A 25148-nucleotide genomic window follows, 5' to 3' on the forward strand; every position below is an offset into this window, starting at 1 on the left:
AACAATTTGTAATATTCCTTGTTGACACCCTTACTGACAAAGAAAAAACTGAAATCAAGTCAGGATAAGGGTTGGAGTGCTTACTGCAAAAATTGTTAAGAAAGATCCCTATAAGGGATAGCTTATTAAGGGGGGATCAAAGACAAAATCTCTCTTCTATTTACTTATTAAATAGACCGTAACTTTTGCCGACTAATGCTCAAATATATCTTTGTATTGCTGTAAATCTAAAGCGGTGAAGATGGGGATACAACTAAAGCATTTTTGGGCTAATTCCCATCTTTCTTCCCTTTGCAGCATCACAATTAGTTTATCTCGCACTGACAGTAAATAGCGCACATCGTTAGCCGCGTAAATCAGTTGTTTTGGAGTAAGATTAGCGACATTTCCCCAATCAGAACTCTGAGCGGTTTTGTCTAATTCTATGCCTTCCAATTCCTGCACGAGACTTTTTAACCCGTGACTGCTAGTATAAGTCCGAGCCAGTTTACTGGCGATTTTGGTACAGAAAATCGGTTGCGTGGCAATGCCAAAAGTTTGGGACAATTGAGCCACATCAAAACGGGCGAAATGAAAGACTTTTTCTATCCGCTCATCTTCCATGACCTTTTTGAGATTAGGAGCCTCTGTTTGCCCCCTAAAAATGCGAATAGCGGTGACAAAACCACTGGGATCACAGAGTTGAATTAAACACAGTCGATCTCGTCCTGGGATTAATCCCATCGTTTCTGTATCTACAGCGATCGAATTAACCCCTAAATAACGGGATAATAGGTCATCGCTTAAATCTCGATCGCACACTTGAAAATTATCTAGGTTCATATAGTTAGAAGATAGGAGACAGGAGACAGGACATAGGAGACAGGAGGGAAATTTGTAATGCTTTTGCCTATCGCACGACTGCCTTTATTTCCCTGATAACTGATAACTGATAACTGATAACTGATAACTGATTTTAAAAACTGATAATTAAATTTAAATATCATCATGGTCATTTTGTCAACGCTTTTTAACAAAAAGTTGTGTAAAATAATATTCACCAGCATTATTTTTAGCGATACCGATACCGGTGAGATTATAATCACCAACCATATTTTTTTGATGACCGGGGCTATTAATCCAACCCTTGACGGCAACGCTAACGGGGTCAGTATATCCCTTCATAAAAGCCAAATTTTCGCCCATTTTTTCTAAAGGAATCTTCCTTTGTACTGCCTTGACTCTTCCCTCAAAACCATCATGACTAAAAGGAGCCTGTTTATTGGCCATTTTTTGACTAAATAAGCGAGCTTCATGACTAATACGAGCATCGAGACGTAGGGGCGGTAAATTTTGAGAAATTCGGTAGCGATTAACTTGATAATTAGTGTTTTCTTCAAGGGTAATTAAAAAAGATTGATTCCCGATAGGATCATAGCCAAGGGTATTAGTAGCAACGGGAGCGGATTGACGTTTTAGAAATATTTGAGTAAAGTACAATTTTCCTTGATTATCCGTCGCTACTCCAATCCCGGTACTATCAAAATCTCCCTCGATATTTTCTCGATGACCTTGACTTTTAATCCAACCATCCACAGCAATCATTACCGGGTCCTCATAACCTTGATTAACTGCCAGATTTTCCCCTACCGCTTCATAGGGAACTGAAACACCAATAGTTTGCGCTCTTTTGTCAAAATCTTGGTGACTAAAAGGAACCAAACCCGAGGCCATACGTTGGCTATGTAATCTTGCTTGTTGGGAAATTGTCCGATTTAACAGTAGGGGAGATAAATTGCGAGATTGACGATAGCGATTGACCTCTTGATAAATTTTATTCTCTAAAACAAGTAAAGTTGCCGCATCTAAAGGAGAGGGAGAAGGAGAGGGAGAGAAAGATGGTCTAAGTTCCGTAAAAGAGCTATAGTTTAAGGCACTACAGGCCATTAAACTTGTCGATATAAGCATCAAAATTCCTAACTGATAACGTTTCTTAAAAGAACTGTTCATATTAAGCTAGTCTGGAACGGGAAATAGGTCAAAACGAATATCAAATTTAGATGCACCATAGCTTATCCCTCTCACTGATAACTGATAACTGATAACTGCTCACTGTTAACCATTCATTGATAGATATTTAGCCACCGATTGCACATCTTTATCACCCCGTCCGGAGAAATTAATAACAATGCGAGGACTACCGGTTACTTGCGGGCAAAGAGTTTCTAAATAGGCTAAAGCGTGGGCAGTTTCTAGGGCTGGAATAATCCCTTCTAAACGGGAAACTCGTTGAAAAGCTTCTAATGCTTCCCGGTCAGTGACACTGTAATATTCAGCGCGACCACTATCTTTTAAAAAGCTATGTTCTGGCCCGACTCCGGGATAGTCTAAACCGGCACTAATGGAGTGGGCCTCGATAACTTGACCTTCGTTATCTTGTAATAAATAACTCATGGCCCCATGTAGAACCCCCGGTTGACCTTGGGTAAGGGTAGCTGCGTGTTTTCCAGAAGCGATACTTTCCCCGGCCGCCTCCACACCAATTAAACGCACGGCAGCTTCTTTAACAAACTCATGAAATAAACCCATAGCATTAGAACCACCCCCCACACAAGCGAGGAGAATATCCGGTGAACCGCCCCATTTTTCCAGACTTTGCTGACGAGTTTCTTGACCAATAATCGCATGAAAATCGCGCACCATCATCGGATAGGGATGAGGACCGGCCACAGAACCAAGGATGTAGTGAGTGGTTTCCACATTAGTTACCCAGTCGCGAATCGCTTCCGAGGTGGCATCTTTCAGGGTTCCCGTCCCGGCGGCCACGGGTTGCACCGTCGCGCCAAGCAGTCTCATGCGGAAAACATTGAGTTCTTGGCGTTCCATGTCGTGAATTCCCATATAAATCACGCATTCTAGACCAAAACGAGCGCAAACCGTAGCAGTGGCCACGCCGTGCTGTCCTGCCCCGGTTTCGGCGATAATTCGCTTTTTACCCATGCGTTTGGCTAATAAAACCTGACCAAGGGCGTTATTAATCTTGTGGGCCCCGGTATGGTTTAAATCTTCCCGTTTCAGGTAAATTTGCGCCCCAGTACCGTCAGCTTTGGCATAATGGGCGGTGAGACGTTCGGCAAAATATAAGGGACTAGGTCTGCCGACGTAATCCTTGAGCAGTTGATTTAATTCTTCTTGAAAATCGGGGTCGTCTTTATACTGATTATAGGCCGTTTCTAGTTCACTTAAGGCTGGCATCAGGGTTTCCGGGACGTATTTGCCCCCGTAGCGTCCAAAACGCCCAAAAGCATCGGGATACTGGGTTGCTGTGCTGGCTGAGGCGGTATAAATCGGCGTGATAGTCATGTAAACCTTGGATGAGAGACTTATGATCCATTATAAATCTAAGGGTTTAGTCTCTGGGTTAACCTGAGTTCGAGGGCAATTATCGCCTAACCCACTTAATCATCAAAGGATGAGCATTGCCCACCCTTTGACTGATTTTACAGCCAAATACTCACATCAACTTTTAACACCTGTCCTAATAGTAATAACCATTTTAATTGAGTCATCGGCCAAGGACAGGCAGCATCTATTGAATTAGACTGCAAAGAATTAGGAACTAAACGATCATGGAAGTAATAATAGTATAATTCCTGAGAGCGATCGAGGGATAATCCTAGGTTTAATTGTTGGCTAACTTCAATTAAACGGGTGATTAAGCGAGTATCGTCCTCCGCCGTTAAAGGATCGCCATCGTGTAATAATTTCCAAAGAGATTGCCAGAGCAAACTTTCTAAGGTTTGACGCGCTTCGGGAATATTTAATTGACAGCGTAAATGATTGGCTTCCTTAGCAATAGCAAATAATTGATCGAGATTATTTTCCGTCGCTTGCCGCTGCTCAAAATCTTTTTCTAGGGCATTAATCACCTGTAAACAACGGTGAGAAATGGCAATATCGGCCGCTACCTGTAACTCTTGAGGTACGGGCAGCTCATCCCGTTGGAAAGCCGCTAAAATGCCGTAATTATCCCGATAAACTTGGGTGTATAATTGATCGAGACGTTTTTTAGTTTCGGCTGTCACCTTCTGCATGATACGGTGTCTTTCATCGGCAAAAAGATGGGGTAAAGCAAAAAAGTTTTCTCCCAATCCGCGCCCCATTTCTACGATCATGGTTGAGACACTGGCCTGTTGTAAAGATTCAAAGAGATGATCCTTAAGATTGGTATAGATTAACCGACTGTTAAAAGGTTGAATGGAGCAGTAAAAATCCCAACCTCCTAAATGTAGAACAGCAAAAACAAAATGTTCACTTTCTTGGGTAATTTCCGAGGTTAATTCTACCTGTCCCACTGCTAAAGTTAAAGACCCGATCGCTTGTTTTTGATAATCTAATTGACGGGCATTGTAACAATAAATCCGATGATGACTGGGATAATTGGTAAATAGAGAACTAATAGCGTAATGGGCCGCCACCCGTTCCAAATCCACCCGCGCAGAAGTGACCAATTGTCGATAGACATCGGCCCCATCTTGATATAATCTAACGTTACTGGGAGCGAAAGCTAGACGACTGAGGAAATTCATTTCTAATTGAATTCCAGCCACTTCTCCGGCTAATTCCAGGGCCCGGCCAGCATATCTCAAAATTTGCGTGCCTTCAGGTCGAGAAATTTCCTCAAAAAACCAGCCACAACTGGTAAACATCAATAAAGCTTGTCTTTGCATTTCTAATAAACGCAAAGCATCGATTTTCTCGCTTTTACTCAGGGTACGACTTTGATGCAAAGCCAGGAAATGTTCGATCGCGTCTGGGGATCGATCTAAAATAACTGCAATGTAGTCATCCCTTGTCTGCCAAGGATCGCGGAAAAATTCCTGTCCCTGAATCTCATAGACCTTAATCAACTCATCTCTGAGCCAATTTAGGGACTCCCGCAGGGGTTTACGCCATTTTTGCTGGTAATTTCCCCCTCCCCCGCAACCACAGTCATCTTGCCAACGATTTACGCCATGGACGCAACTCCACGCGGTCACGGGTTTTAATTCCACTTCCCAAGTCGGGGGGCAAATACTGAGATAATGGGCGAAATTGGTGACTGTCCAGCCGTTTTTAGGGAAAGATTCCGTAAAAGCATAGCTAAGACACTTCTCTGTCCCCTGTTTGTGGTGGCCGAAGGTTTCCCCATCGGTAGCGACGCTGATTAACTGGGAGGGACGATGATCCCCTTTAATTGCTTGTCCCAGACGACCGACGAGAAAATCACTACTGGCTAGGACATCATTAAAGCCCATATCGCGAGAAATTGGACCATCGTAGAAGAAAATATCCAGATAACGACCATCGGGGATGTAACAGCGATAGGGACGGGTGGGATCGATTTGACCTCCGGCCACCGCGTGCCATTGGGGGTGGGGATCATGGTCGCTAGGGAAAGGACGACAGCGCAGGGCCTGGGAAGGGGCTAAAATGGTGAATTTAATCCCTTCATCGATTAAAGCTGTCACTGTGGCTAAATCAATGGCTGTTTCTGCTAACCACATTCCTTCGGGATCGCGGCCGAAACGGTGCTGAAAATCAGCTTTTCCCCAGCGAATTTGGGTGTATTTGTCCTGTTTGTTGGCTAGGGGCAGAATGATATGATTATAGACCTGGGCGATGGCGTTACCATGACCGTTTAAGCGTTGACAACTTTTTTGATCCGCTGCCAAGATGCGTTGATAAACTTCGGGATCATGGGATTGCATCCATGACATGAGGGTGGCCCCAATGTTAAAGCTGAGATATTCGTAGTTATTAACCATTTTGATCACTTCCCCCCGGTCATTGTAAATGCGCGCAAAAGCATTGGCACGATAACACTCGTGATGGATGCGTTCATTCCAATTGTGGAAGGGATGGGCGCTCGGCTGCCGTTCAATTCTGTCTAGATAGGGATTTTCTCGCGGTGGTTGGTAAAAATGTCCGTGAACCGTAATATAAACTCCGTGAGCGGTTTTCAGGGGATCAACCCCCGTGTCGGTATAGGAATAAAAGGTTGTAGAAGGATTTTCAACAAGATAAGTCATAGAAATGCCTAGAAAATCGGTTTTTTTGAGGGAAAATAGCTGTAGAATGTAGCGACCTGATGTTTTAAAAAACTGAAAACCTTGCCGTTTTTTACGGACTTGGTGTCACAATATCATATTTTGCGTTCCCAGCAAAGCTAGGGTTAACAATTCGCAACTTCTCTATACACAGCCCTAAGTAGGGTTTGCTGAAAAAGCTTTTCCTGGGTGTGGGGTGTCGGTTTTTAAGGGTGTTAGGGATATGCTGGCAATAAATCCGGTTATTAAAGACTGATTATTTATTCCCCCTTTGGCTCTTCTAGGTTCTGTGTGATAAGTTTAACTTACATAGGATCGATCAATCTTTGTGTCCTTTGTGTCTTTGTGGTTCGTTCCACCCCCTCGCTCTTGAGAAATGTATCTTAGAATACATTTTACCCACCAAAGCTGGGAGAGCCCCCCTTTTGCCTCTTGCCTTTTGCCTATCCTAATATGTTACCTATACTCAACGGATTTAGTATCAGTTGATGTTCTTGCTTGACATATTACGCAAAACGGAATAACATTTGAATATGATTCAATCTTTCCGATGCAAGCATACGCGATTACGTTTTGAAGGAGGATATCCGCCTCGTTTTTCCGGTTTCAAAGATACTGCTATTCGGAAGTTGACTCAATTAGATGCGGCTCAAACTTTTTGGTACGTTACATTTCATTAGCGTACCCTACACGATCACCGACCATACTAACCGGTTGCTTGTCGAGGGCAATTTCAAATAAAAATTCAGGGGCAAAGTCTGCTCCGTTTGGCCATTCTATTGTCCGACTATTTACATATACTTTTTGAAATAAGCTTTTATCTTTTAAGGGTTTAAAGATTTCTCCATACAATTCTTGTTCTAAATCTACAATCCCTTCTATTCCATTATTAAAGGTTAGCTTTAATTGATACTTATCCAGATATTCCACACAGATAACATGAAGAAATAGCTCCTTTTTAGGGAAGGGGATCGATTCTGTTAAGAGGTTTTCTTTGACGCGCATTTTCCCAGTTCTCCAATAGTTCAAATTGGTGTAGATCAAGCCACTCCCATATTAAATTTAATCCTCTTTTGGGCATTTGACCACAAACTTCACCTGTTTGAATCATTATAATCGCTTCATAATCTTGATACTCGGCATGGATATGAGGCGGATTGTGATCATTATAGTTCATTGTGATTTTGATTCCATAGAAGCTTGATAGATTAGGCATGAGTAAGAATCGTAATAAAGGTTGCTTTCTAAAAGTTTGCCCCCTATTGTAAGCGATCGCCCCTCTTCATCAAAAAGCGATCGCCATTCCCAAAAAATTCCTCTATACAGTGCTTAATGCTTTGATTTTCGCTATCTCTGTTTCTAAGTTGGGAAGTTTTTGATTATATTTTTGGGCTGTTTCTAACCATAAATCTTTTACTATCAGTAATTCTTGTAGGGTTTCTTCTAAGGTTTCACCCTGAGCCAAACAGCCGGATAGTGCTGGAATTTCAGCGACAAAACCGCCTTCTTCACAGGGATAAATAATAATTGGATAATTCATCTTTAGTTATCTCCGATGATTTCAAGGACTCGACGAATATAAATATATTTTACTTTTTTATTATGAACAGGTATGACCAAAATAATATCATTTCTTTTAAAAATGTGATGGCTGCCTGTAATTCGATCAAGGGAAAACCCTTCTAATTCTAGCAGTTTACAAATATCGTTGAATCTTGCGTTATTAGGACTATTCTTCAGTAGTTCTAGTAGTTTATCCCTTTTAGACACGAGTGAATGCCATTCAACAATGAGCTTGAGCCAAAATCCATTTTAACCCAAGATGATCGCTATTTTCCCCTCCTCATCCCCAAAAAGCGATCGACCTTGGCGTTCCTATCCCAAGCAATGACAATTTCAAAGTTTAATCAAGAAGATGACAGCGATCGCACTACAAGATCGGCAATCATAGTTCAATTCCATTGATCCAAATTTCATACTCGCTTATATCAACTTCATCATTCCAAATGATTCCGCTACCTGATGGATCAAGTTGAAAGTTTTTAAAGAAAGCATAGTTTGTAAGGGAAGAAAACATCGGTTTTTCTAGTAGATTTTTACAGTTATATTTTCTAGCTTGATGATTATAAAAATGCACCAGTAGATTATAATTTTCAATGATTTCGGCTGATGTTATTTTGGGGTAAAGCATTGTTTTATTTCAAAGGTGGTAATTTATTAAATTCTTGAGTGTTCCACATTTTCAATAATTCTGATTGATAGATTGTTGCCCATTATACAACCATTTTTGTGGCTCTATTAGGTAAGTCTCCTTCAATGATTTCTAAGGTTTCCAGATTAAATAGGGCGTTATATTCTCCATAAATTGATCGAGTAATTTCTGGCATAAATCTATTTTTAGGAGTCTTTCTTTATGACAAAAATATTATGACAAAGCTTGTTGGGTTTTGTTACCTCGACCTAAACGACAAGATCGGCGATCGCCCTTGGCGTTCCTATCCCAAGCAATGACAATTTTAAAGTTTAATCAAGAAGACGACAGCGATCGCACTACGTTCTTCGGCATCACACTGACAGCTGCCATCAATGTGCATGGTGCGTTCCCCAAAAGTGATCGCTTTGTAGCAGGACTTGCATTAGGAAACGCACCCTACGACTGCCATCAATGTGCATGGTGCGTTCCCCAAAAGCGATCGCTTTGTAGCAGGACTTGCATTAGGAAACGCACCCTACAGCACTAATTTTATTTTCTTAGCCAATTGATTAAAAGATTTTTAATCCGTATTAGTCTTTCTGGTGAGATAGTTCCTAAACGTGCATTGATTACAGATGATTCGACACTTGTTAATCGTCCTAGTCGAATTAAAGAAGCCACTTTAAGTCCAGTAGTAATATAGTCAGAATCTGAGGTATTAATAATTTCATCAAATCCTAGAGTAGCTTGATGGAGACGAGAAGAAATTAAAGCAAGTAATAAATCACGATGGCGACTTGGTGAAATAGCAATAATTAAAGCTGGACGCAGTTTTCCTGATTTCAAGTCTGCTTGAGGAAAACGAATTAGAACAATATCACCTGGTTTCATGGTTGATAAATTTCTTGAGCATCTGCTAGGGAATATTCAATTTCATCTCCTTCTTTGAAAAATTGCTCTAACGAAAATTTTTGCCAGTCTTCATCTTGCCAATTAGTATATTCTGAAATGTTGTTTGGCTCAGGGGAAATTAATCGGGTAAAGTTGGCAATTTTTTCAACAATGTCATCAGGTAATCGGTCAATCTGTTGGTGAAGTTCTTCACGAATTGTAGCAGACATAAGTTAAATTATTTGATTAAGGTGTAGAATGGATATTATTGATTATAACTCAGATATTAGGTGGTAATTTGGGAAAAAGTAATGTTGGGTTTCTACCAGATCAGAGATCGCACTACGTTCTTCGGCATCGCACTCCTCATCCCCAAAAAGCGATCGCACTTGGCGTTCCTATCCCAAGCAATGACAATTTTAAAGTTTAATCAACAAGATGACAGCGATCGCACTACAAGATCGGCATCTGTGATTGATGTACGGCGAAACTCATTTAATTCTTGTTGAGATAGGGGGAGACAGTCCGAATCTGCTTCGGCTGCTTTGTCAATTTCTTCCTCAGTCATTGCTGCAACTTTTTCCCAATCTGTCTTACCATGACTAACATTTTCGGGATCAAGTCTGACTCTGGTAATATTGTCGTCGTTCATTTTTATTGGCTCTCCTTGCTGAAATAATGCGGTATCTGCCGTTTCTTTTGGTATAGACGACCAATAAAACTACTTGATTAACTATACCGATTACTTGAATTCTAGTTTCATTATAATCACGTTTATCTTCTCTTTCCAGACAGTTGGGATCTAGAAAAATGTTTTTTGCATCTTCAAAATCAATTTTATGCTTGATCAAGTTGGCAGCAGCTTTATTATTGTCCCATTCTATCTCCATTTTATCGAGATTTTGTATCTAGTTCATAATATTTTGGATTATACATGATCGCCCTTTCCCATCATCAAATAGCGATCGCCAACTCCGAAACCTTGCTAACATAATAAAAAATCATATTCAATAAACCTCATCGTGAGTTCCAATATCAATTAGGTTGATCTCTTCTTCTTGGGTTTCAGGGTTTGATTCAAAATTGAAAATAATTCGACAATCATATTCAACAGAAAAAGCTCAAGCACCTGACAATTTCCCCTTTAGTTTATGGGTGCGTAATATTGGATTATAGGGATCGTCAGCGAGTAGTCTCAATTTGGCTTCTATTTTTGATTTTAAGTCGGGTTGTCGTTTAATCCTTGTTTTGAAAGCGCGTTTAAATGATTGGCTAAAAACCAAGTTAATCATTGTTTAGTTCGGCAATAATGGAATCAACATCTCCTCGAAAAACATTACCATTTTGATAGTCTTGTCGAGCTTGAGAAATATTTTGAGCAATTTGTTCTCGTCTTTTTTCGATTTGCCGATGTTTAACAATATTGATCAAGTCATCTTGTTCATCAAAAGAGAGATAGTCAATCATTTCTAAGATTTGACTAAATTGCATTGTTGGCGGCATTGTTACTTTCCCCTTTTTCAATACAGACTTCTATTTTACTCTGCTTGGGCAATAATGACATCCGCGATTGCGGATCGATGACAACTTTCCAACTCACAAAGAGAGATCGCCTCTCCTTATCCCCAAAAAGCGATCGCACTCATCCCCAAAAAGCGATCGCCCTTGGTGTTCCTATCCCAAGCAATGGCAATTTTAAAGTTTAATCAAGAAGATAACGGCGATCGCACTACGTTCTTCGGCATCGCACTGACAGCTGCCATCAATGTGCATGGTGCGTTCCCAAAAATCGATCGCTGGAGTAGCAGGACTTGCATTAGGGAACGCACCCTAGGACTGAGTTATACATTGTTTTTCTTTGTCAGTTAAATCAATATATTCAGTTTGTATTCGTTTATTCTTGATTAGTATTCTAAAATAAGGACATTTCCCATTTACTGATAAATCTTTATCATCATTCCCTTTCCTGAATTTAATTATTTCAAATTGGTCGGGATTGAATTTATGTAAAAATGTTATTGGTACACCCATAACCCCCTTAAAGTCTAAGGGAATGTCTTGGGTTTTATTGACATTAATTCCATCATAATTGTCATATTTGGGATATTCAGCTTCATTGCCAAAATATCTTTTTGTGAGAGCTATATCTTCCTGCCGCTTTGATGTGTCTAAGTTGGTTAACCATAAACAATTATTTGGAGAAACTATCCTATTTCCAGAATTGTCAATACGAGCCTCTGTTCCATAAAGTTCATATTGTTCGGGAATAATGAAACCAGAAATACCTCTACCAAGATTTATTCCTAACCACGCTTTGTTTTCTTTAATTAGTTTGAAAATTTCTTTATAGGTTATTGCATTAATATTGCCAATTATCAAAAACTTTTTGTCATATTTAACTAATTGAGCTACATATTCTCTGAATAATGAAAATGGCGGATTAGTAACAACAATATCAGACTTTTTTAATAGTTCAATACTTTCAAGACTACGAAAATCTCCATCCCCATTAAAGTAAATAATGTCAGTGGAAATAGGTTTATTTTTTTCTCTATCTGTACCTGTATATTCAAAGAAAAAACCCTTTTCATCTTCTTCTGTATTAAATAAATCTCTGACTTGTTCTCGATAACAAGATGTTATTATTTTTTTTAGACCTAACTTTTTGAAGTTTGCAGCAAAATACTTAAAAAAGTTACTAATTCTGGGGTCATCGCAATTGCAATAAACTACTTTATTTTCAAAATGACTTTTATAATGTTGCAACTCACTTTCTATATCTGAAAGTTGTGTATAAAACTCGTCACTTTTTAGTTTTTTAGCATTTTGCAATAATTTATTTGTCGCATTTCTTACCATGTTCAACCTTTTTTGATTTAATAAATGTTTTGTTTTTAGTTATTTACTTTTGGTTATCTGATTAAATATTTCACTGCCTAATACTTGAAGAGAGGTTTTAGAAATTTCAAGCATAATATCAAACATTTTTTTGATATCCCATTTTTCTCCATTCCCTTGTGTGTATATAGAAGTTGCTTGAAGCATTATGGTTTTATCTTTATGTTTGACAAACTTATTCTTACACAAATTGGTATTAATTGGCATTCCATAATTTGCAGAAGTTAATCGATCTAATCTATTTAACGTTCCTGAATTATATTCGAGCGTTACAACCCTTCCATCGGGTGTTTTAATTGAAATATTTTCTGTTAAAAAATTTGAGCCTTCAAGAAATAAGACATAAGGAAAATGAGATTCAGATAACATCAAATTAGCGATTTCAGATATGTTTTTATGCGACCTTTCTATTGCATTACCAGCAGCCATCAAGTCTTGATTATTATTCTTACCTACCAGTTTACCGTTTTTGATATTTTCAATGTCTTTTCCTTGACGTTTAGCTTCCGAGACTAAAACGATTCTCCAATTACCGTTATCGTCTTTTACTTCTATTATTCCACCATCAGGTCTAATACTTGAATCTGATACAAAAAGGGTTTGCCCTAATTCTGGGTCAACTTTCTTTAATGCTTCGTTTATTTCTTCTTTTTTTATACTTCTTTTGTATTGAAAAGATAATTGAGGAAACTCCTTTTTAAGTTGGTCAATAACAAGATGTGAAATTTCTCCAACTATTGTTTCGTGTGATTTTGCTTCAGCCCCAAATATACCAGCTACACCTTTAGACTCTTTATGTTGATTCGTTAATCTTTTCGATTGATTTTTTTTAGACATAATGTATCTTTTCCTTACTTAAACTTTCTGCTTTCTGCTACGGGTAATGTATGTATAACGCAGAGCTTACCGGCGCGACGAAGGAGCGTCCGGTAGAGCGTCTTGTTGTGTGTTGGCCCCCATCTGCAACAGGTCTATAAAATCCGAACCAGCAGCACTCTTGATGGGGAATTTGTTAATTTTAAGCTCGCGAACAATATCTGGAAGCCGGTGTATGATTATTCCATGCTCGGCAATTAGCTCTACTTCCTGCTCAGATTTGACGTTATTTATGACTAGCTCCGAAGACCACTCACCGCTCCACAGAATTTCCATAAGGGAGCGCTTTTTGGTAGCGTGGAATTTCCCCTCAACCCACTCGGCGACACCTTCCACGAGCTCCTCGGGCGAACGTGCTGCGCTATTCGCAGCCCGACCAGTCTTTCGCGCAGCTTTGGGAACCTTGCAGATGTAGCTGACTGGCCTCATCGACGCCTGGACCTCTACATGACGGCAGACAGGACTTTCGCCTGATCTGAACTTCACCGCAACCAAATCAATTTCATTAACGCCAAGACGGATACCACGTATGGTGAAGTAACCCTGCCTATTCAGCCATTCTTCAACTATTTCTTCGGCCAAAAGGGCCATAGCATTACCTCGTCATAGACACACAACTACATATTATACAGAAACTTTCTGTCTAACAGTCCTCAGAGTAACGATAGGTGGAAACTTTCGGCATATTCCCCCATTTTAGCGCAATTGCCCGAACTTTTCCCCATATCATACCCAAGAGCTTATTAGCCAGATTAAACAACCTCTTTTAAGTGGATTCCTAACAACAAGCTCAAATAAAATAGACTTTTCGGGAAGTGTAGCACTAAGTCTTCAATCCACCCCACAATTACCTAATTTTCGGGGAAAAAGTGCCTAAATTTTGCCACCGGCTGGCACTTTTTGAGGACAAAAAAGTCTAAAACTATTATCCCACAAGGTTTTTAGCTCTATGCAGCCAACCCTATTTATTGGTGTACTTGCAAATGAAGGACATAATGACCTAAAATCAGGTTATCTGACCATAATTCGTACTCTAGACGCAAATATTCGGGGAAATTATTCCCCTCTAATTTGAGACTACGGGTATAGTTGCGGACGCGAAAAGCGTAACCCGGTTGAGAACTTTCGGCATTTAACCAGTAGCGACTGACACCAAAAACCCCTTGCTCCCAAAAATGACGATAGGCGAATCTTCCCTGGCCCTGCATGGTCATAATTACCCGATTGGCTGAAATTTCTAGCCAAATTAATTTATTTTGATTATTTTCGGGTTTAAGTGTCTCTATTTCTGCGAGAGCGACTGGGGGTTGATTGAGGAGAAGATGAAACCGGTGGCGATCCTTTTGGTAGAGGGTAGCGGCAGTGTCTAAAGAGGAGAGGATGGGTAGATCTGTCGAGAGCAGACAGAAGGAAACGGGACGGCGGTGATGGGCAAGCATAGACTAGACTTAATGGTGTCCTTATCTCCACAATAGTGGATTCTCCGCCCACCGCTACCAGCACCGGAAATTTTTTTGAGAAAAAATCTAGAAAACACTTGCATTATTGAGGGACTTATGATTATAATTATTAATTGTGAGTAGCCTTCCTCGGTAGCTCAGTGGTAGAGCGGTCGGCTGTTAACCGATTGGTCGTAGGTTCGAATCCCACCCGGGGAGTTAATCAAAAATAGCAGCGGCAATAGTTTTTTGTTGCTGCTTTTTGCTCTGACTAGAGAATTTCAGCGATCGCATTTTCCGGACCGACTAGAGAAATGTAAGGATTTTGAAAATATTTACTGGCTACCGATCGCGCTTGTTCGGCAGTAATCTGATTAATAGAATCCAGAAAAGTGCGATCAAATTCAATCCCCAAACCTAAGCTTTCATACCAACCGTATAATTGAGCGATTTCGGCGTTAGTTTGTTTACCGAGAGCATATTGACCCAATAACTTATTTTTAGCTGACTGTAACTCCTCCTCGCTCAAAGTTACTTGATATAACCTTTCTGCTTCCTGACGCAATCCCGACAGGGCCATGGCTGTGTTTTGGGGTGCAGTTCCCATATAAATGACAAATTGGGAAGAATCGAGACGGGTGGGATAAAAAGCGGAAACATCGTAGGCTAATCCCCGTTTTTCTCGCAATTCCACGAATAAACGACTAGATAACCCATTCCCCAGATAGGTACTCAATAATTTTAAAACCGCATAATCATTCTCTTGCACAGAAGAGCCGGGGTATCCTAACATAACGATCGCCTGTTGACTAGCTTGGACGGTAGTTAAACAGGTGGGCTGAAAATCAAAAGCGGCGGGGGGTAAACTAGATAAAGGAAGATCGGGAATTGACCAACTGCCAAAAATTTCCGTCACTGCTTTTACTGCTTGCTCTAGGGTAATACGGCCAGAAAGACTAATTACCAAGTTATCGGGACGGAAAAAGCGACTATGATAGGCCTGCATATCCTCCCGTTGCAATTGAGAAACCGTTGCCTCCGTACCCAATAAAGACATACCATAGGGATGATCCGGGTACATAGCGGCGCGTAATTGATTAAAAGCTACATTAAAAGGCTGTTCCAATTGAGAGCGAATGCTTTGACGGGTGAGATTTTTCTCTAATTCAATTTCTGGGGGGGGAAAACTGGGAAAACGAATAATTTCCGCCGCTAGACGCAATATATCTAAAAAATCCTTGGTAACAGTCTTTAAACTAACCACAAAATAATCGGTCCCCGTGTCGGCGCTTAAACCGGCCCCCGTGGACTCAATGCGATCGGCAATTTCTAGGGAAGATAACTTTTCTGTACCTTTGGTGAGCAGCACGGCTAAAAGACGAAATAAACCCGCTTTTTCGGTTTTTTCCCACCGAGTACCCGCATTTTTGAGAAAAATCCTCCCTGCAACTAACTCCACGGCCGTATTTTCCACCACTAAAAGGGTGATGCCATTTTCTAAGGTTAAGCGGTGAATGGGGGAAGCGGACATCGTTTATTCACAGGGTTGCATTATTGTAATAGCATATCGCTCCGGGGAGAGATACTGACGAGCCAGACGCTGGAGATCTGACGGTTGCAAACTTTGGATAACTTGGGGATAGATCGTGGCTAGGTCGGCAGCTCTCAGGGTTTGATAATATCCATAGAGTCCGGCTAATTGGCCCGGGGTTTCTGTGGAGAAAATATAATCGTTAGCTAATAACTGTTGAGTGCGGTGTAATTCTGCGGGGGTGACGGGATCATCGTGCAGAGATTGAAGATGTTCACAGATAATGCCTTCAATTGCCGCGGTTTGTGATCTAGATAGCCAAGCGCCGATGGTAAAGAGACTGGAATCTCGTTGCAGGGAAAAATTACTGTTAATATCGAGGACGATTTGCGCTTCTTCCCGCAGCTGTCGCACTAACCGCGAACAGCGTCCCCCAGCAAGAATTACCGAAAGCAAGTCTAATCCAAAGGCATCTTCTAGGCGATCGCTTCCCGGTCCAGTCCATCCCATCAAGAGGCGACAATGTTCTAAGTGGGGTAAATATACTTGGGAACGACGAATTTCGATCAGGGGGGGTTCGGCAGCCACTAGATGGGGGGGGGATTCCGAGGGGACGGGAAATTCCCGAAAAGATTGCCGGATAATTTCTAAAGCTGGTTGGGGTTCAATTCCCCCGATAATCGCCACACACATATTTTCTGGTTGATAATAGGTGCGATGGAAACAGCGCATTTGATTGGGGGTTAATTGCTCTAAACAGGGTTGATCGCCTAGAATAGAGCGTCCGTAGGGATGGTTTTGATAGATACTTCCGCAGAGGGTTTGGTAGGCAATCCAATCGGGATCATCATAACAGGCCCGTAATTCTTCTAAAACTACATCTTTTTCCCGATAGAATTCCTCATCGTCAATCTCAGCATGGAGGAGAATTTCGGCCAGATGGGGTAGGGTATGTTCAATTTGATCCGCACTGGTGGTGAGATAGAAGTGTGCGTAATCGTGACTGGTGGCAGCGTTGGTCATTCCGCCACAATTTTCGATTAAATAGTCAAAGAGTCCGGGCGGGAGTTTTTTCGTCCCCTTAAAGATCATGTGTTCGAGAAAATGGGCCATACCTAACCATGGATCGGGTTCAGCGATCGCACCTGCTTTCACCCACACATCCACCACCACCACAGGAGTCACGGGTAAATACTGATGAATTACGGTTAAGCCGTGATCTAATTGCCATACCTGAGCGGGAAAAGAACTCGTTTGACACTGCGCTATCGACTTGATCAATGTCCGTTAACCAGATTTTTTGTTAAATTCTATACCTAGGTTATCTTATTCTCTTGTCTGTTTAACCATTAAAAAACTTTTGTCATGATTTCTAGATAATTTCCCCAAATATCAACTATCTTGAAGCCATCAGGAGACTACGAGATAGGAGACTCCGAGACAAGAGATTATTTTATTTATTCTCCCCACACCCCACACCCCACACCCCACACCCTCTTTCAAGTCAGGAGATTATTTTATTTATTCTCCCCACACCCCACACCCCACACCCCACACCCCAATTCATAATTCCCACTAACTAAATGACTGAGCAAGATACTGACTGGATAGGGTTGATGATCGGCAATTCTCGCTTACATTGGGGGTATTTTCGCGGTCAAACCCTGTTAGCTTGTCTCGATACTCCTCACCTGAACGAACCCCTAAGTAATGAATTTTTGCGACAAATTTTCCCTAAACTCTTGACAAATAAATGTAACTGTGCATTGATTGTCGCCTCTGTGGTTCCTAGCCAAAAAGAATTATGGGCAAATTATGGCAATTTACGGATAATTACTTTAAAAGATATTCCTTTACTGGATTTATATACGACATTCGGCATCGATCGAGCTTTAGCTGTCTTAGGTGCGGGGAAAAAATACGGATTTCCCTGTTTAGTCATCGATGCGGGAACAGCTTTAACTTTTACGGGAGTGGATAGGGATAAAAAGCTAGTGGGGGGGGCCATTTTACCCGGGTTAAAGGTGCAATTAGCCAGTTTAAGGGAACGGACGGCAGCCTTACCAGAGGTGTCCTTATCGGAAAGATTACCGAAGATGTGGGCAAAAGAAACAGCAGAAGGGATAAGAAGTGGGATAATTTATACAATTTTGGCGGGAATAGAAAAATTCAGTCTGGAATGGTTAAATTTATATCCAGAGAGCAGGATAATTTTAACAGGGGGAGATGGGGACTTAATTAGGGATTACTGCCAAGAAAACGCCATTAAATCGCTCCTAGTGGATAAGACGATAATTTTTGAGGGAATTGCCGCAGTTAAGGGAATCTCCTCCTGTTTAATTGACAAAGGCGAACCTATCTAGTAAAGTCGGAGAAAGTTTTCTCAACTTGAGAAATTTCTGAACAACTAGGCAAAAAATTCAGGATATAGTTATGGCGATCGTTCTAGTAACCGGTTCTGCTGGTTTAATCGGTTCCGAATCAGTGAGGTTTTTTTGTGATCGGGGTTATACTGTCGTCGGTATCGATAATAATATGCGTCAGGTATTTTTTGGCGAAGACGCTTCGACGGAGTGGAATCGAGCCAAATTATCCCAAGATTACGGTGATAAATACATTCACCATGCTGTAGATATTCGCGATCATGAAGCGATTTCAGCTATCTTTAAAACCTATAGTCATGATATATCCTTAATTATCCATACGGCGGCGCAACCTTCCCACGATTGGGCAGCTAAGGATCCCTATATGGATTTTAGTGTCAATGCTAACGGAACTTTAGTATTATTAGAAAATACTCGTCAACACTGTCCCCAAGCAGTATTTATTTTCTGTTCCACCAATAAAGTTTACGGGGATAGACCGAATGAATTGCCTTTAGTAGAAAAAGAATTACGTTGGGAAATCTCGGAAAATCATCCTTATTTTGCTCAAGGTATTGACGAGTTGATGAGTATTGATGCTTGTAAACATTCTTTGTTCGGTGCCTCGAAAGTGGCGGCGGATGTGTTGGTACAGGAATACGGGCGTTATTTTGAGATAAAAACTGCCTCTTTTCGTGGCGGTTGTTTAACCGGTCCAAGTCATTCGGGAACGCAATTACACGGGTTTTTATCCTACTTAATGAAATGTACGATGATTGGCAAAGAATACAGTATTTATGGGTATAAGGGTAAGCAGGTACGCGATAATATTCATAGTTATGATCTCGTCAATGCTTTCTATCATTTTTATCAAACTCCGCGAGTAGCAGAAGTTTATAATATCGGTGGTAGTCGCTTTAGTAATTGTTCCATGTTAGAAGCTATTCAAGAATGTGAAGCAATTGCGGATAAAAAGTTAAACTGGCAGTATGTGGAGACTAATCGCATTGGTGATCATATCTGGTGGATTTCTGATGTGAGTAAGTTTAAAAATCATTATCCTGATTGGCAGTTAACCTACACAGTAACGGATATTCTCAAAGAGATTTTTAGTCAAAACGTTAGCCGTTGGACTTAGGGCAAATTAAGAATTATTTTGATCAGTTTTTATCTGCTAGTTTTCCCTCGTTACAAAAGTGATTTTTAGCCAAATATACTGCTAGTAATTGAGGAACTCTGTTAATTAGTTAACTAGAGGACATTAGTGATGTTATTAGTAGCAATGTTGACCTAAAAAAACTAAACCAGAGCATATTTAAGAGACTATTATGTTAACTAAAATCTACAACAATAAAATTTTCCGATTTCTCATCGCTGGGGGAGTGGCATTTCTAATCAACTTATTCTTAATTTATTGGTTCATTGACGACTTGGGATTTAATACCCCATTTCTGAAGAATGTTGCTAATGTTATTTCGATAGAAATATCTTTAATTGCTAGTTTTTTTATCTATAGAATCTGGGTGTGGACTGGGGGAGATTGGACAATTAGAGATGTAATTTTGATACAACTTCCTCTCTATCATCTCTCGGCAGGTTTAGCAGTTTTACTGCGAGTTTTTTTGATATTTCCCTTCTTAAACTGGTTAGGACTTAGCCCTGGCGTTAACACAATGATCGGGGTTTTAGTGGGAGCTAGTATTAATTATGTTGCCAGTGATAGCCTAATTTTTAAATCCAAGAATAAGACTAATGAGACAGAAATGTACTATCCCGAAGGATTAGCACCAGCTTTCCAGATGGACGGTTACTCTCACCCACGTCAGTCAAGGCATAACCATGGGGTAAAAACCCTATCAATAGTTATTCCTGCCTACAACGAAGAGGATTGCATCGAAAGCACCACTCACTTAATATCTGAACGTTTAGAAGAGGATAAAATTGATTATGAAATCCTAGTGGTTAATGATAATAGCAAAGATAACACCGAAGCAGTTCTGCAAAAAATCAACCAAGAAAATCTTCGGATTCGCTACATCAATAACTATTATCCCAATGGTTTTGGTTTTGCGGTACGCTGTGGATTAGAAAATTTTAGCGGTGATGCAGTGGCAGTAGTAATGGCAGATAATTCCGACTCTCCCGATAACATGGTGGACTATTATTATAAACTGCAAGAAGGCTACGATTGCGTTTTTGGTTCTCGTTTTATCAAGGGAGGAAAAGTTATTGATTATCCCATACACAAGTTATTCGTTAATCGTTTGGCTAATCTATTCATTCAAGTTTTATTTGGGCTAAAATTTAATGACACCACTAACGCCTTTAAAATCTATCGGAAGGAGGTTATCGAAGGAATCTCACCTCTACTGTCTCACCATTTTAATTTAACAGTAGAGATGCCCTTAAAAGCGATCGTGCGAGGATATTCCTACACGACAATTCCCATTACTTGGCGCAATCGTACTGCGGGGGTTTCCAAGTTAAAACTCAAGGAAATGGGTAGCCGTTATTTATTTATAGTTCTCTCTATCTGGTTAGAAAAACACCTTTCTCGAGGCGACTATAAGCGCAAACAGAAAAAGAATCAAGTCGGTTGATAATTATTATCTAGTGGAGTATTATTGATGACTAGGCAAGTGTTAATTACTGGTGGTGCGGGTTTTGTGGGCAGTTCTTTAGGTTTAGGATTAGCCCAACTCTATCCCGACTGGAAAATTATCGCCTTAGATAACTTAAAGCGTCGGGGTTCTGAATTAAATATTTCCCGTCTCAAACAAGCGGGAATTGAATTTGTTCATGGAGATGTCAGAAATGCAGAAGACTTAGAAGCATCAGCTTTGCCAGTGGATTTAATCCTAGAATGTTCGGCAGAACCTTCTGTTTTAGCTGGTTATACTTCCCCAGGCTACGTTTTGCAAACAAACTTAATTGGAACGATTAACTGTTTAGAATTAGCTAGACAAACCCAAGCAGATTTTATTTTTCTCTCCACCAGCAGAGTTTATCCCATTGCCTATCTTAATCAATTAAACTATACAGAAACAGATACTCGTTTTCAGTTATCTGAACAGCAAAATTTACCTGGGGTTTCTGCTTTTGGTATCAGTGAACAATTTCCCTTAGATTTGCCCCGTTCTCTCTACGGTTCCACTAAGTTAGCATCGGAATTGATTATTAATGAATATGGGGATGCCTACGGATTAAGAACTTTAATTAATCGTTGTGGAGTTTTAACTGGTCCTTGGCAGATGGGAAAAGTTGATCAGGGAGTTTTTGCCCTTTGGGTGGCTAATCATTACTTTCAGAAGTCCTTAAAATATATCGGTTATGGGGGTACAGGGAAACAGGTTAGAGATTTTCTTCATGTAGCTGATTTACTCGATTTAATCGATATTCAGATTGCTAATTTAGAACAATTCAATGGGCAGACTTTTAATGTGGGGGGTGGGCAAAATTTTTCCTTGTCCCTTTATGAAACCACAAAACTATGTCAAGAAATCACGGGCAATAGTATAATGATTGAGGCAATTCCCGAAAATCGCACCGGAGATATGCCAATTTTTATCACTGATTCTCGCAAAATCAGTTCTATAACTGGATGGCAACCCCAGCGAGACGGTAGAAAATTAATCCAAGATATCTTTGATTGGATTTATAATCACGAGAAGGAATTAAAAGGTATTTTTTAACTGAATAATTATGCAAAAAAAATCTCTCAAATTACCTGTAGTCGTCAAGGGAATACTAATTATTATTACTGCCTACTTTTTTCTGGCAAATTTACCTAGGATTGACTGGTTAAGAATTGGCTTAGATCCTTCTTGGGCTTTTGCCATTAGTGATGCTGCCCATAAACAGTTAATTTTTGGTCAAGATATTATCTTCACCTATGGACCCCTAGGCTATCTGGTTCATGGCACATCTTTAAATCACAACTTTTCCCAAATTATCTATTTTCGCTGGTTGATACACCTTTGTCTATTAGCGGTGGTTATTCTCAGATTATTATTTATTAAAAGCTATAGCAATCAAATAGTTTTTGTGCTGTCAATTATTTTTGCTACTCTAGTAGGAAATCCCTACACCAGTATCGGCTTTACCGTTGATTATCAGATGACATTTATCCTCATGATACTAATGTCTTTTGATAACTTTTTTCAAAAGTACATCAATTATTTAGCTATAGCTATTGGTATGATCAGTGGGTTCTCTATACTCACGAAACTAACTTTAGGAATTTATCTAGCAGGCAGCCTGTTTATCTACATATTTGTTAATATTTTTCGGGGATATTTTCAAAAGTCACCATCGATAGTTATAAAAAATGTTCTCGCTGGTATTAACTTAACTTTAAGCATTCCTTCCATTGCCTTTATTTTTCTCTATCCAGCCTCTTATAACCGAGCCTTTATTCACATTATAGTTAATCTTTGCATTGCTGGAGGAGTAGCTTTGGCTCTCTGGTTTATCGTCAGATATACCCACCTATCAGCACCCCCCGTATTAAGGGAGGCAAGGGGGATCAAAGGCAAAATCTATCTTCTATTTAATCAGAACCACTTGCTTAACTTGTTACCTCTGTTAGTATTTTATGGGCTTTATGGTTTACTTCTCCTCCAAACAATTAATCTAGATAATTTTCCCTCTCTTATGGGATATTTGAGTAATTCTTGGCAAATTTCTTCTGGGTATTCCAGTGGGATGAGTATTGTAGGAAATTACCCGCGTTTACTAATTGCTTTGCTCTGTTTTGCCTTAAGTTTGCTTTTAATGTCGCTGGCAATTATAGACCAAAAAATTAGTCTGGCTATTGCCTATATTTTTACTATATTTTTATCATTTAAGCATGGATTCGTTAGGCAAGATGCTCACGTTGTTGTTTTTACACTTGTGGTTATTCTCTTAGCTTCTCTCTATACAACAATTATTAAAAAATCTCGGTTTAAGAAAATTGCTTATTGTGCTTGGGGAATAATTTTTTTGGGATGTATTATTATCACCTCTAGTCCTAATTGGACTATATTGGAAAATGCTCGCAAGTGGAGTAATTTCAGTCCCGATAGGGTGGCTAATAATATTGGGGTTGTCATTTCCTCTATGCTTAATCCCACAGAATTAAAGATGCGAGGTGAAAGGAGTACAACTAAAAATTTACAAGTCATTGCTACCGCTACCAAAATACCCGATTCTGTGCTGGAAAAAGTGCAAGGCAAAACTATTGATGTAATTCCCTGGGAATTTTCACTTATTCCGGGCAATCAGCTTAATTGGAAACCGCGGCCGATTATTCAATCCTATTCTGCTTATACAGAAAAACTGGATGAACTAAATTATCAAAGCTTATCTCAATCTCCCAGAGATTATCTGATTTATCACTTTCAAGCTATTGATGGCAGACATCCTTTTTTTGATGAACCTAAAGCCTTTTCCTATGTGGTTTGTAATTATCAACTTGACTCGGTAAATTCGCCCTTCCAAGTCCCCGCAATCAAAACCAACTTTTATCTTCTAGAAAAACAAAAAGTCAGTCGTTGCATTCCAACCCCTCTAGGAGAGACTACTAATGTTACTTGGGATCAAGTCTATGAATTACCTACTCGTAATAGTGGGATTACTCGTGTTCAAGTTAAATTTGAATATTCTTGGTTGGGTAAAATAATCAAAAAAATATTTAGAATCCCTCCCGTGATAATTAACGTTAATTATCTCGATGGAACTCAAGCCAATTTTCGCTTTCTTCAAGATAATTCAGCTAATGGAGTTATCCTTAGTCACCTACCAAGAAATGATCAGGAATTAATGGCATTTTTTCAAGGAAAATTACCACCACAAGTTAAGTCTTTTAGCTTTTCTGTCAGTAATCCTCTGCTATTCTCCCCAGAAATAAAAGTAACACCTTTTTGGGAAGTTGACGCCGGTTCATAATCTTTCTTGAACCTTAAAAAGCGGTTAATATCTCTGGAAAATGGAGAATAGGGAACTCGAATCCCTGACCTCTGCGGTGCGATCGCAGCGCTCTACCAACTGAGCTAATTCCCCAGATATAGACCATAATAGCATTTTTGAGCAGAAAATCCTAGGAACTGGCAAGGGATCGAGGGGTAAAAAATCGAGCGGCCTGCCCCCGGAAAACTTTAAAATGGAAAAAGTAATCTTGAGGATGATAACCAATGGCGATACTACGCTTAGAGAATGGGACAACCTATACCCAGTTAGCCGATATTAGTCTGGAATTGGCCAAATTAAATGTTACTTTAAACTATTGGCCGATCGAAAACGAGGCCACCCGTCAGCTACTTAAACAAGCTTCTCTCACTGACGAAGAAAAAGAAATAGTTTTAACCAGCTTAGACGGTTATTTTGAGCAACTAAAGCAAGAAGCGGGTTATCAAGCTAGAGATTTAATCGTTTTACACCCTGAAATTCCCAATCTCGACACTTTACTGGCCAAATTCGAGCGCTGTCACACCCACGCTGACGATGAGGTGCGTTATATCATTGATGGGGAGGGGGTTTTTGGCTTTGTCTTTCCCGATGGTTCTCAGGGGGAATTAACTATTCAACCTCAAGAATACATCAATGTTCCCGCCCATACCGAACACTGGTTTCACCTCACTGCCAGTAAACGAGTTAAAGCAGTGCGTTACTTCACCACTACCGCCGGATGGGTTCCCGAATACACGGAAACCGTTATTCGTTTTCCTAGTTTAACAGCCGTGTAGCTCTTGGTTTTAGGCGATCGCTCTCCCAGTAAGACAGATAAGTTTTGCGGGGATGGCAACGCCGGCAGCCACAATCTGTTAAGCGGCAAATTTGTCCTGTTGAAAATCTCCCGTCTAGTGCCTAGCTTGACGGGAGATTTTCTCAATTCGGGGGATTGGCGTG

The 25148-nt window shown here is 40.1% G+C and carries 28 protein-coding genes, 2 tRNA genes and 1 pseudogene; 8 read left to right on the forward strand and 23 right to left on the reverse strand.

The window, feature by feature from the left end:
- Positions 1-192: 192 nt before the first annotated feature.
- The 16 genes and pseudogenes from IM496_RS04160 to IM496_RS04230 all read right to left on the reverse strand — a co-directional run bounded on the left by IM496_RS04160 (position 193) and on the right by IM496_RS04230 (position 10656).
- Positions 193-822, reverse strand: a complete 630-nt coding sequence (locus tag IM496_RS04160) for a ribonuclease D (protein WP_194015565.1) — start codon at positions 820-822, stop codon at positions 193-195.
- A gap of 177 nt (positions 823-999) precedes the next feature.
- Positions 1000-1989 carry a CAP domain-containing protein gene (locus IM496_RS04165; RefSeq protein WP_287661308.1) on the reverse strand — a complete coding sequence of 330 codons (990 nt, stop codon included), beginning with the start codon at positions 1987-1989 and terminating at the stop codon, positions 1000-1002.
- Between the two features lie 105 nt (positions 1990-2094).
- The gene (gene trpB / locus IM496_RS04170) at positions 2095-3342 is read right to left on the reverse strand and encodes a tryptophan synthase subunit beta (RefSeq protein ID WP_287661309.1); all 1248 of its coding nucleotides are present in this window, start codon (positions 3340-3342) and stop codon (positions 2095-2097) included.
- Positions 3343-3479: 137 nt separating this feature from the next.
- Positions 3480-6050: a DUF3536 domain-containing protein gene (locus IM496_RS04175; RefSeq protein ID WP_194015559.1), complete on the reverse strand. Its 2571-nt coding sequence runs from the start codon at positions 6048-6050 to the stop codon at positions 3480-3482.
- Positions 6051-6734: 684 nt separating this feature from the next.
- On the reverse strand, positions 6735-7073 hold the full coding sequence (locus IM496_RS04180; RefSeq protein ID WP_194015557.1) for a DUF2442 domain-containing protein: 339 nt from the start codon (positions 7071-7073) through the stop codon (positions 6735-6737).
- Positions 7027-7284, reverse strand: a complete 258-nt coding sequence (locus IM496_RS04185) for a DUF4160 domain-containing protein (protein ID WP_265578334.1) — start codon at positions 7282-7284, stop codon at positions 7027-7029. Before IM496_RS04185 ends, IM496_RS04180 begins: the two co-directional genes overlap by 47 nt.
- A 102-nt stretch (positions 7285-7386) precedes the next feature.
- Positions 7387-7608, reverse strand: a complete 222-nt coding sequence (locus IM496_RS04190; RefSeq protein ID WP_002795684.1) for a type II toxin-antitoxin system HicB family antitoxin — start codon at positions 7606-7608, stop codon at positions 7387-7389.
- A gap of 2 nt (positions 7609-7610) precedes the next feature.
- Positions 7611-7838 carry a type II toxin-antitoxin system HicA family toxin gene (locus tag IM496_RS04195; RefSeq protein ID WP_147072020.1) on the reverse strand — a complete coding sequence of 76 codons (228 nt, stop codon included), beginning with the start codon at positions 7836-7838 and terminating at the stop codon, positions 7611-7613.
- 175 nt (positions 7839-8013) lie between these two features.
- Positions 8014-8259 carry a DUF2442 domain-containing protein gene (locus tag IM496_RS04200; protein ID WP_287661310.1) on the reverse strand — a complete coding sequence of 82 codons (246 nt, stop codon included), beginning with the start codon at positions 8257-8259 and terminating at the stop codon, positions 8014-8016.
- Between the two features lie 82 nt (positions 8260-8341).
- On the reverse strand, positions 8342-8455 hold the full coding sequence (locus IM496_RS22610; RefSeq protein ID WP_502861495.1) for a DUF4160 domain-containing protein: 114 nt from the start codon (positions 8453-8455) through the stop codon (positions 8342-8344).
- 356 nt (positions 8456-8811) lie between these two features.
- Positions 8812-9153 carry a type II toxin-antitoxin system PemK/MazF family toxin gene (locus IM496_RS04205; RefSeq protein WP_002801547.1) on the reverse strand — a complete coding sequence of 114 codons (342 nt, stop codon included), beginning with the start codon at positions 9151-9153 and terminating at the stop codon, positions 8812-8814.
- Positions 9150-9383 (reverse strand): hypothetical protein, encoded by a 234-nt coding sequence (locus IM496_RS04210; RefSeq protein ID WP_002801545.1) that lies wholly within the window; start codon positions 9381-9383, stop codon positions 9150-9152. The genes IM496_RS04205 and IM496_RS04210 overlap by 4 nt, the downstream gene beginning before the upstream one ends.
- A 200-nt stretch (positions 9384-9583) precedes the next feature.
- Entirely contained in the window at positions 9584-9805 is a 222-nt protein-coding gene (locus IM496_RS04215) for a hypothetical protein (protein WP_002801544.1), read from the reverse strand.
- Positions 9771-10043, reverse strand: coding sequence for a BrnT family toxin (locus IM496_RS04220; protein WP_002757427.1), 273 nt, complete (start codon positions 10041-10043; stop codon positions 9771-9773). Before IM496_RS04220 ends, IM496_RS04215 begins: the two co-directional genes overlap by 35 nt.
- Positions 10044-10160: 117 nt before the next feature.
- Positions 10161-10445, reverse strand: a pseudogene (locus tag IM496_RS04225) (type II toxin-antitoxin system RelE/ParE family toxin).
- On the reverse strand, positions 10438-10656 hold the full coding sequence (locus IM496_RS04230) for a hypothetical protein (RefSeq protein ID WP_002757428.1): 219 nt from the start codon (positions 10654-10656) through the stop codon (positions 10438-10440). Before IM496_RS04230 ends, IM496_RS04225 begins: the two are co-directional and overlap by 8 nt.
- Before the next feature lie 77 nt (positions 10657-10733).
- On the opposite strand from IM496_RS04230, the gene IM496_RS04235 reads away from it, so the two are divergent.
- A complete protein-coding gene (locus IM496_RS04235) occupies positions 10734-10859 on the forward strand; it encodes a hypothetical protein (protein ID WP_265578333.1) in 126 nt (41 codons plus the stop codon).
- 124 nt (positions 10860-10983) lie between these two features.
- Here the strand turns inward: IM496_RS04235 and IM496_RS04240 are convergent, their stop codons facing one another.
- The 4 genes from IM496_RS04240 to IM496_RS04255 form a co-directional block, all read right to left on the reverse strand.
- Positions 10984-12012 carry an adenine-specific methyltransferase EcoRI family protein gene (locus IM496_RS04240; RefSeq protein ID WP_287661311.1) on the reverse strand — a complete coding sequence of 343 codons (1029 nt, stop codon included), beginning with the start codon at positions 12010-12012 and terminating at the stop codon, positions 10984-10986.
- 39 nt (positions 12013-12051) lie between these two features.
- Positions 12052-12888 (reverse strand): EcoRI family type II restriction endonuclease, encoded by an 837-nt coding sequence (locus IM496_RS04245; RefSeq protein ID WP_002756270.1) that lies wholly within the window; start codon positions 12886-12888, stop codon positions 12052-12054.
- A 66-nt stretch (positions 12889-12954) separates the two neighbouring features.
- Positions 12955-13518, reverse strand: a complete 564-nt coding sequence (locus tag IM496_RS04250; protein WP_287661312.1) for a PDDEXK family nuclease — start codon at positions 13516-13518, stop codon at positions 12955-12957.
- A 374-nt stretch (positions 13519-13892) separates the two neighbouring features.
- The gene (locus IM496_RS04255; RefSeq protein ID WP_287661314.1) at positions 13893-14366 is read right to left on the reverse strand and encodes a hypothetical protein; all 474 of its coding nucleotides are present in this window, start codon (positions 14364-14366) and stop codon (positions 13893-13895) included.
- A gap of 147 nt (positions 14367-14513) precedes the next feature.
- Between IM496_RS04255 and IM496_RS04260 the strand changes: the two genes are divergently transcribed.
- Positions 14514-14585: transfer RNA gene (locus IM496_RS04260), tRNA-Asn, on the forward strand.
- Between the two features lie 52 nt (positions 14586-14637).
- Here the strand turns inward: IM496_RS04260 and IM496_RS04265 are convergent.
- Both IM496_RS04265 and IM496_RS04270 read right to left on the reverse strand, forming a co-directional pair.
- On the reverse strand, positions 14638-15897 hold the full coding sequence (locus IM496_RS04265; RefSeq protein ID WP_194015549.1) for a M16 family metallopeptidase: 1260 nt from the start codon (positions 15895-15897) through the stop codon (positions 14638-14640).
- Between the two features lie 3 nt (positions 15898-15900).
- Positions 15901-17178 (reverse strand): M16 family metallopeptidase, encoded by a 1278-nt coding sequence (locus tag IM496_RS04270; RefSeq protein ID WP_287661316.1) that lies wholly within the window; start codon positions 17176-17178, stop codon positions 15901-15903.
- Between the two features lie 302 nt (positions 17179-17480).
- Between IM496_RS04270 and IM496_RS04275 the strand changes: the two genes are divergently transcribed.
- From IM496_RS04275 to IM496_RS04295, 5 genes are all read left to right on the forward strand, one after another.
- Complete coding sequence (locus IM496_RS04275; RefSeq protein WP_194015957.1) at positions 17481-18260, forward strand: pantothenate kinase; 780 nt, start codon at positions 17481-17483, stop codon at positions 18258-18260.
- A 70-nt stretch (positions 18261-18330) separates the two neighbouring features.
- Positions 18331-19398 (forward strand): NAD-dependent epimerase/dehydratase family protein, encoded by a 1068-nt coding sequence (locus IM496_RS04280; protein WP_194015959.1) that lies wholly within the window; start codon positions 18331-18333, stop codon positions 19396-19398.
- Positions 19399-19588: 190 nt separating this feature from the next.
- Positions 19589-20860 (forward strand): glycosyltransferase, encoded by a 1272-nt coding sequence (locus tag IM496_RS04285; RefSeq protein ID WP_194015961.1) that lies wholly within the window; start codon positions 19589-19591, stop codon positions 20858-20860.
- Between the two features lie 27 nt (positions 20861-20887).
- Entirely contained in the window at positions 20888-21952 is a 1065-nt protein-coding gene (locus IM496_RS04290; RefSeq protein WP_194015963.1) for an NAD-dependent epimerase/dehydratase family protein, read from the forward strand.
- A gap of 10 nt (positions 21953-21962) precedes the next feature.
- Entirely contained in the window at positions 21963-24188 is a 2226-nt protein-coding gene (locus tag IM496_RS04295; RefSeq protein ID WP_194015965.1) for a hypothetical protein, read from the forward strand.
- Between the two features lie 41 nt (positions 24189-24229).
- On the opposite strand, the gene IM496_RS04300 is transcribed toward IM496_RS04295, so the two are convergent.
- Positions 24230-24302, reverse strand: a tRNA-Ala gene (locus tag IM496_RS04300).
- Positions 24303-24433: 131 nt separating this feature from the next.
- Between IM496_RS04300 and IM496_RS04305 the strand changes: the two genes are divergently transcribed.
- Positions 24434-24985, forward strand: a complete 552-nt coding sequence (locus IM496_RS04305; protein ID WP_103111815.1) for a 1,2-dihydroxy-3-keto-5-methylthiopentene dioxygenase — start codon at positions 24434-24436, stop codon at positions 24983-24985.
- The last annotated feature ends 163 nt before the right edge of the window (positions 24986-25148 follow it).

The sequence above is a fragment of the Microcystis sp. M049S2 genome, assembly GCF_020245625.1.
In the GTDB taxonomy this organism is placed as follows: Bacteria; Cyanobacteriota; Cyanobacteriia; order Cyanobacteriales; family Microcystaceae; genus Microcystis; species Microcystis ichthyoblabe_A.

Excerpts from the sequence above, each read along its gene's own strand:
- IM496_RS04245 (WP_002756270.1), bottom strand. The coding sequence starts at position 12,888 with ATGTCTAAAAAAAATCAATCGAAAAGATTAACGAATCAACATAAAGAG.
- IM496_RS04240 (WP_287661311.1), bottom strand. The coding sequence starts at position 12,012 with ATGGTAAGAAATGCGACAAATAAATTATTGCAAAATGCTAAAAAACTA.
- IM496_RS04165 (WP_287661308.1), bottom strand. The coding sequence starts at position 1,989 with ATGAACAGTTCTTTTAAGAAACGTTATCAGTTAGGAATTTTGATGCTT.
- IM496_RS04250 (WP_287661312.1), bottom strand. The coding sequence starts at position 13,518 with ATGGCCCTTTTGGCCGAAGAAATAGTTGAAGAATGGCTGAATAGGCAG.
- IM496_RS04215 (WP_002801544.1), bottom strand. The coding sequence starts at position 9,805 with ATGAACGACGACAATATTACCAGAGTCAGACTTGATCCCGAAAATGTT.
- IM496_RS04255 (WP_287661314.1), bottom strand. The coding sequence starts at position 14,366 with ATGCTTGCCCATCACCGCCGTCCCGTTTCCTTCTGTCTGCTCTCGACA.
- IM496_RS04185 (WP_265578334.1), bottom strand. The coding sequence starts at position 7,284 with ATGCCTAATCTATCAAGCTTCTATGGAATCAAAATCACAATGAACTAT.
- trpB (WP_287661309.1), bottom strand. The coding sequence starts at position 3,342 with ATGACTATCACGCCGATTTATACCGCCTCAGCCAGCACAGCAACCCAG.
- IM496_RS04205 (WP_002801547.1), bottom strand. The coding sequence starts at position 9,153 with ATGAAACCAGGTGATATTGTTCTAATTCGTTTTCCTCAAGCAGACTTG.
- IM496_RS04220 (WP_002757427.1), bottom strand. The coding sequence starts at position 10,043 with ATGGAGATAGAATGGGACAATAATAAAGCTGCTGCCAACTTGATCAAG.
- IM496_RS04190 (WP_002795684.1), bottom strand. The coding sequence starts at position 7,608 with ATGAATTATCCAATTATTATTTATCCCTGTGAAGAAGGCGGTTTTGTC.
- IM496_RS04230 (WP_002757428.1), bottom strand. The coding sequence starts at position 10,656 with ATGCCGCCAACAATGCAATTTAGTCAAATCTTAGAAATGATTGACTAT.
- IM496_RS04290 (WP_194015963.1), top strand. The coding sequence starts at position 20,888 with ATGACTAGGCAAGTGTTAATTACTGGTGGTGCGGGTTTTGTGGGCAGT.
- IM496_RS04210 (WP_002801545.1), bottom strand. The coding sequence starts at position 9,383 with ATGTCTGCTACAATTCGTGAAGAACTTCACCAACAGATTGACCGATTA.
- IM496_RS04175 (WP_194015559.1), bottom strand. The coding sequence starts at position 6,050 with ATGACTTATCTTGTTGAAAATCCTTCTACAACCTTTTATTCCTATACC.
- IM496_RS04180 (WP_194015557.1), bottom strand. The coding sequence starts at position 7,073 with ATGCGCGTCAAAGAAAACCTCTTAACAGAATCGATCCCCTTCCCTAAA.
- IM496_RS04265 (WP_194015549.1), bottom strand. The coding sequence starts at position 15,897 with ATGTCCGCTTCCCCCATTCACCGCTTAACCTTAGAAAATGGCATCACC.
- IM496_RS04275 (WP_194015957.1), top strand. The coding sequence starts at position 17,481 with ATGACTGAGCAAGATACTGACTGGATAGGGTTGATGATCGGCAATTCT.
- IM496_RS22610 (WP_502861495.1), bottom strand. The coding sequence starts at position 8,455 with ATGCCAGAAATTACTCGATCAATTTATGGAGAATATAACGCCCTATTT.
- IM496_RS04295 (WP_194015965.1), top strand. The coding sequence starts at position 21,963 with ATGCAAAAAAAATCTCTCAAATTACCTGTAGTCGTCAAGGGAATACTA.
- IM496_RS04305 (WP_103111815.1), top strand. The coding sequence starts at position 24,434 with ATGGCGATACTACGCTTAGAGAATGGGACAACCTATACCCAGTTAGCC.
- IM496_RS04285 (WP_194015961.1), top strand. The coding sequence starts at position 19,589 with ATGTTAACTAAAATCTACAACAATAAAATTTTCCGATTTCTCATCGCT.
- IM496_RS04160 (WP_194015565.1), bottom strand. The coding sequence starts at position 822 with ATGAACCTAGATAATTTTCAAGTGTGCGATCGAGATTTAAGCGATGAC.
- IM496_RS04200 (WP_287661310.1), bottom strand. The coding sequence starts at position 8,259 with ATGCTTTACCCCAAAATAACATCAGCCGAAATCATTGAAAATTATAAT.
- IM496_RS04280 (WP_194015959.1), top strand. The coding sequence starts at position 18,331 with ATGGCGATCGTTCTAGTAACCGGTTCTGCTGGTTTAATCGGTTCCGAA.
- IM496_RS04235 (WP_265578333.1), top strand. The coding sequence starts at position 10,734 with ATGACAACTTTCCAACTCACAAAGAGAGATCGCCTCTCCTTATCCCCA.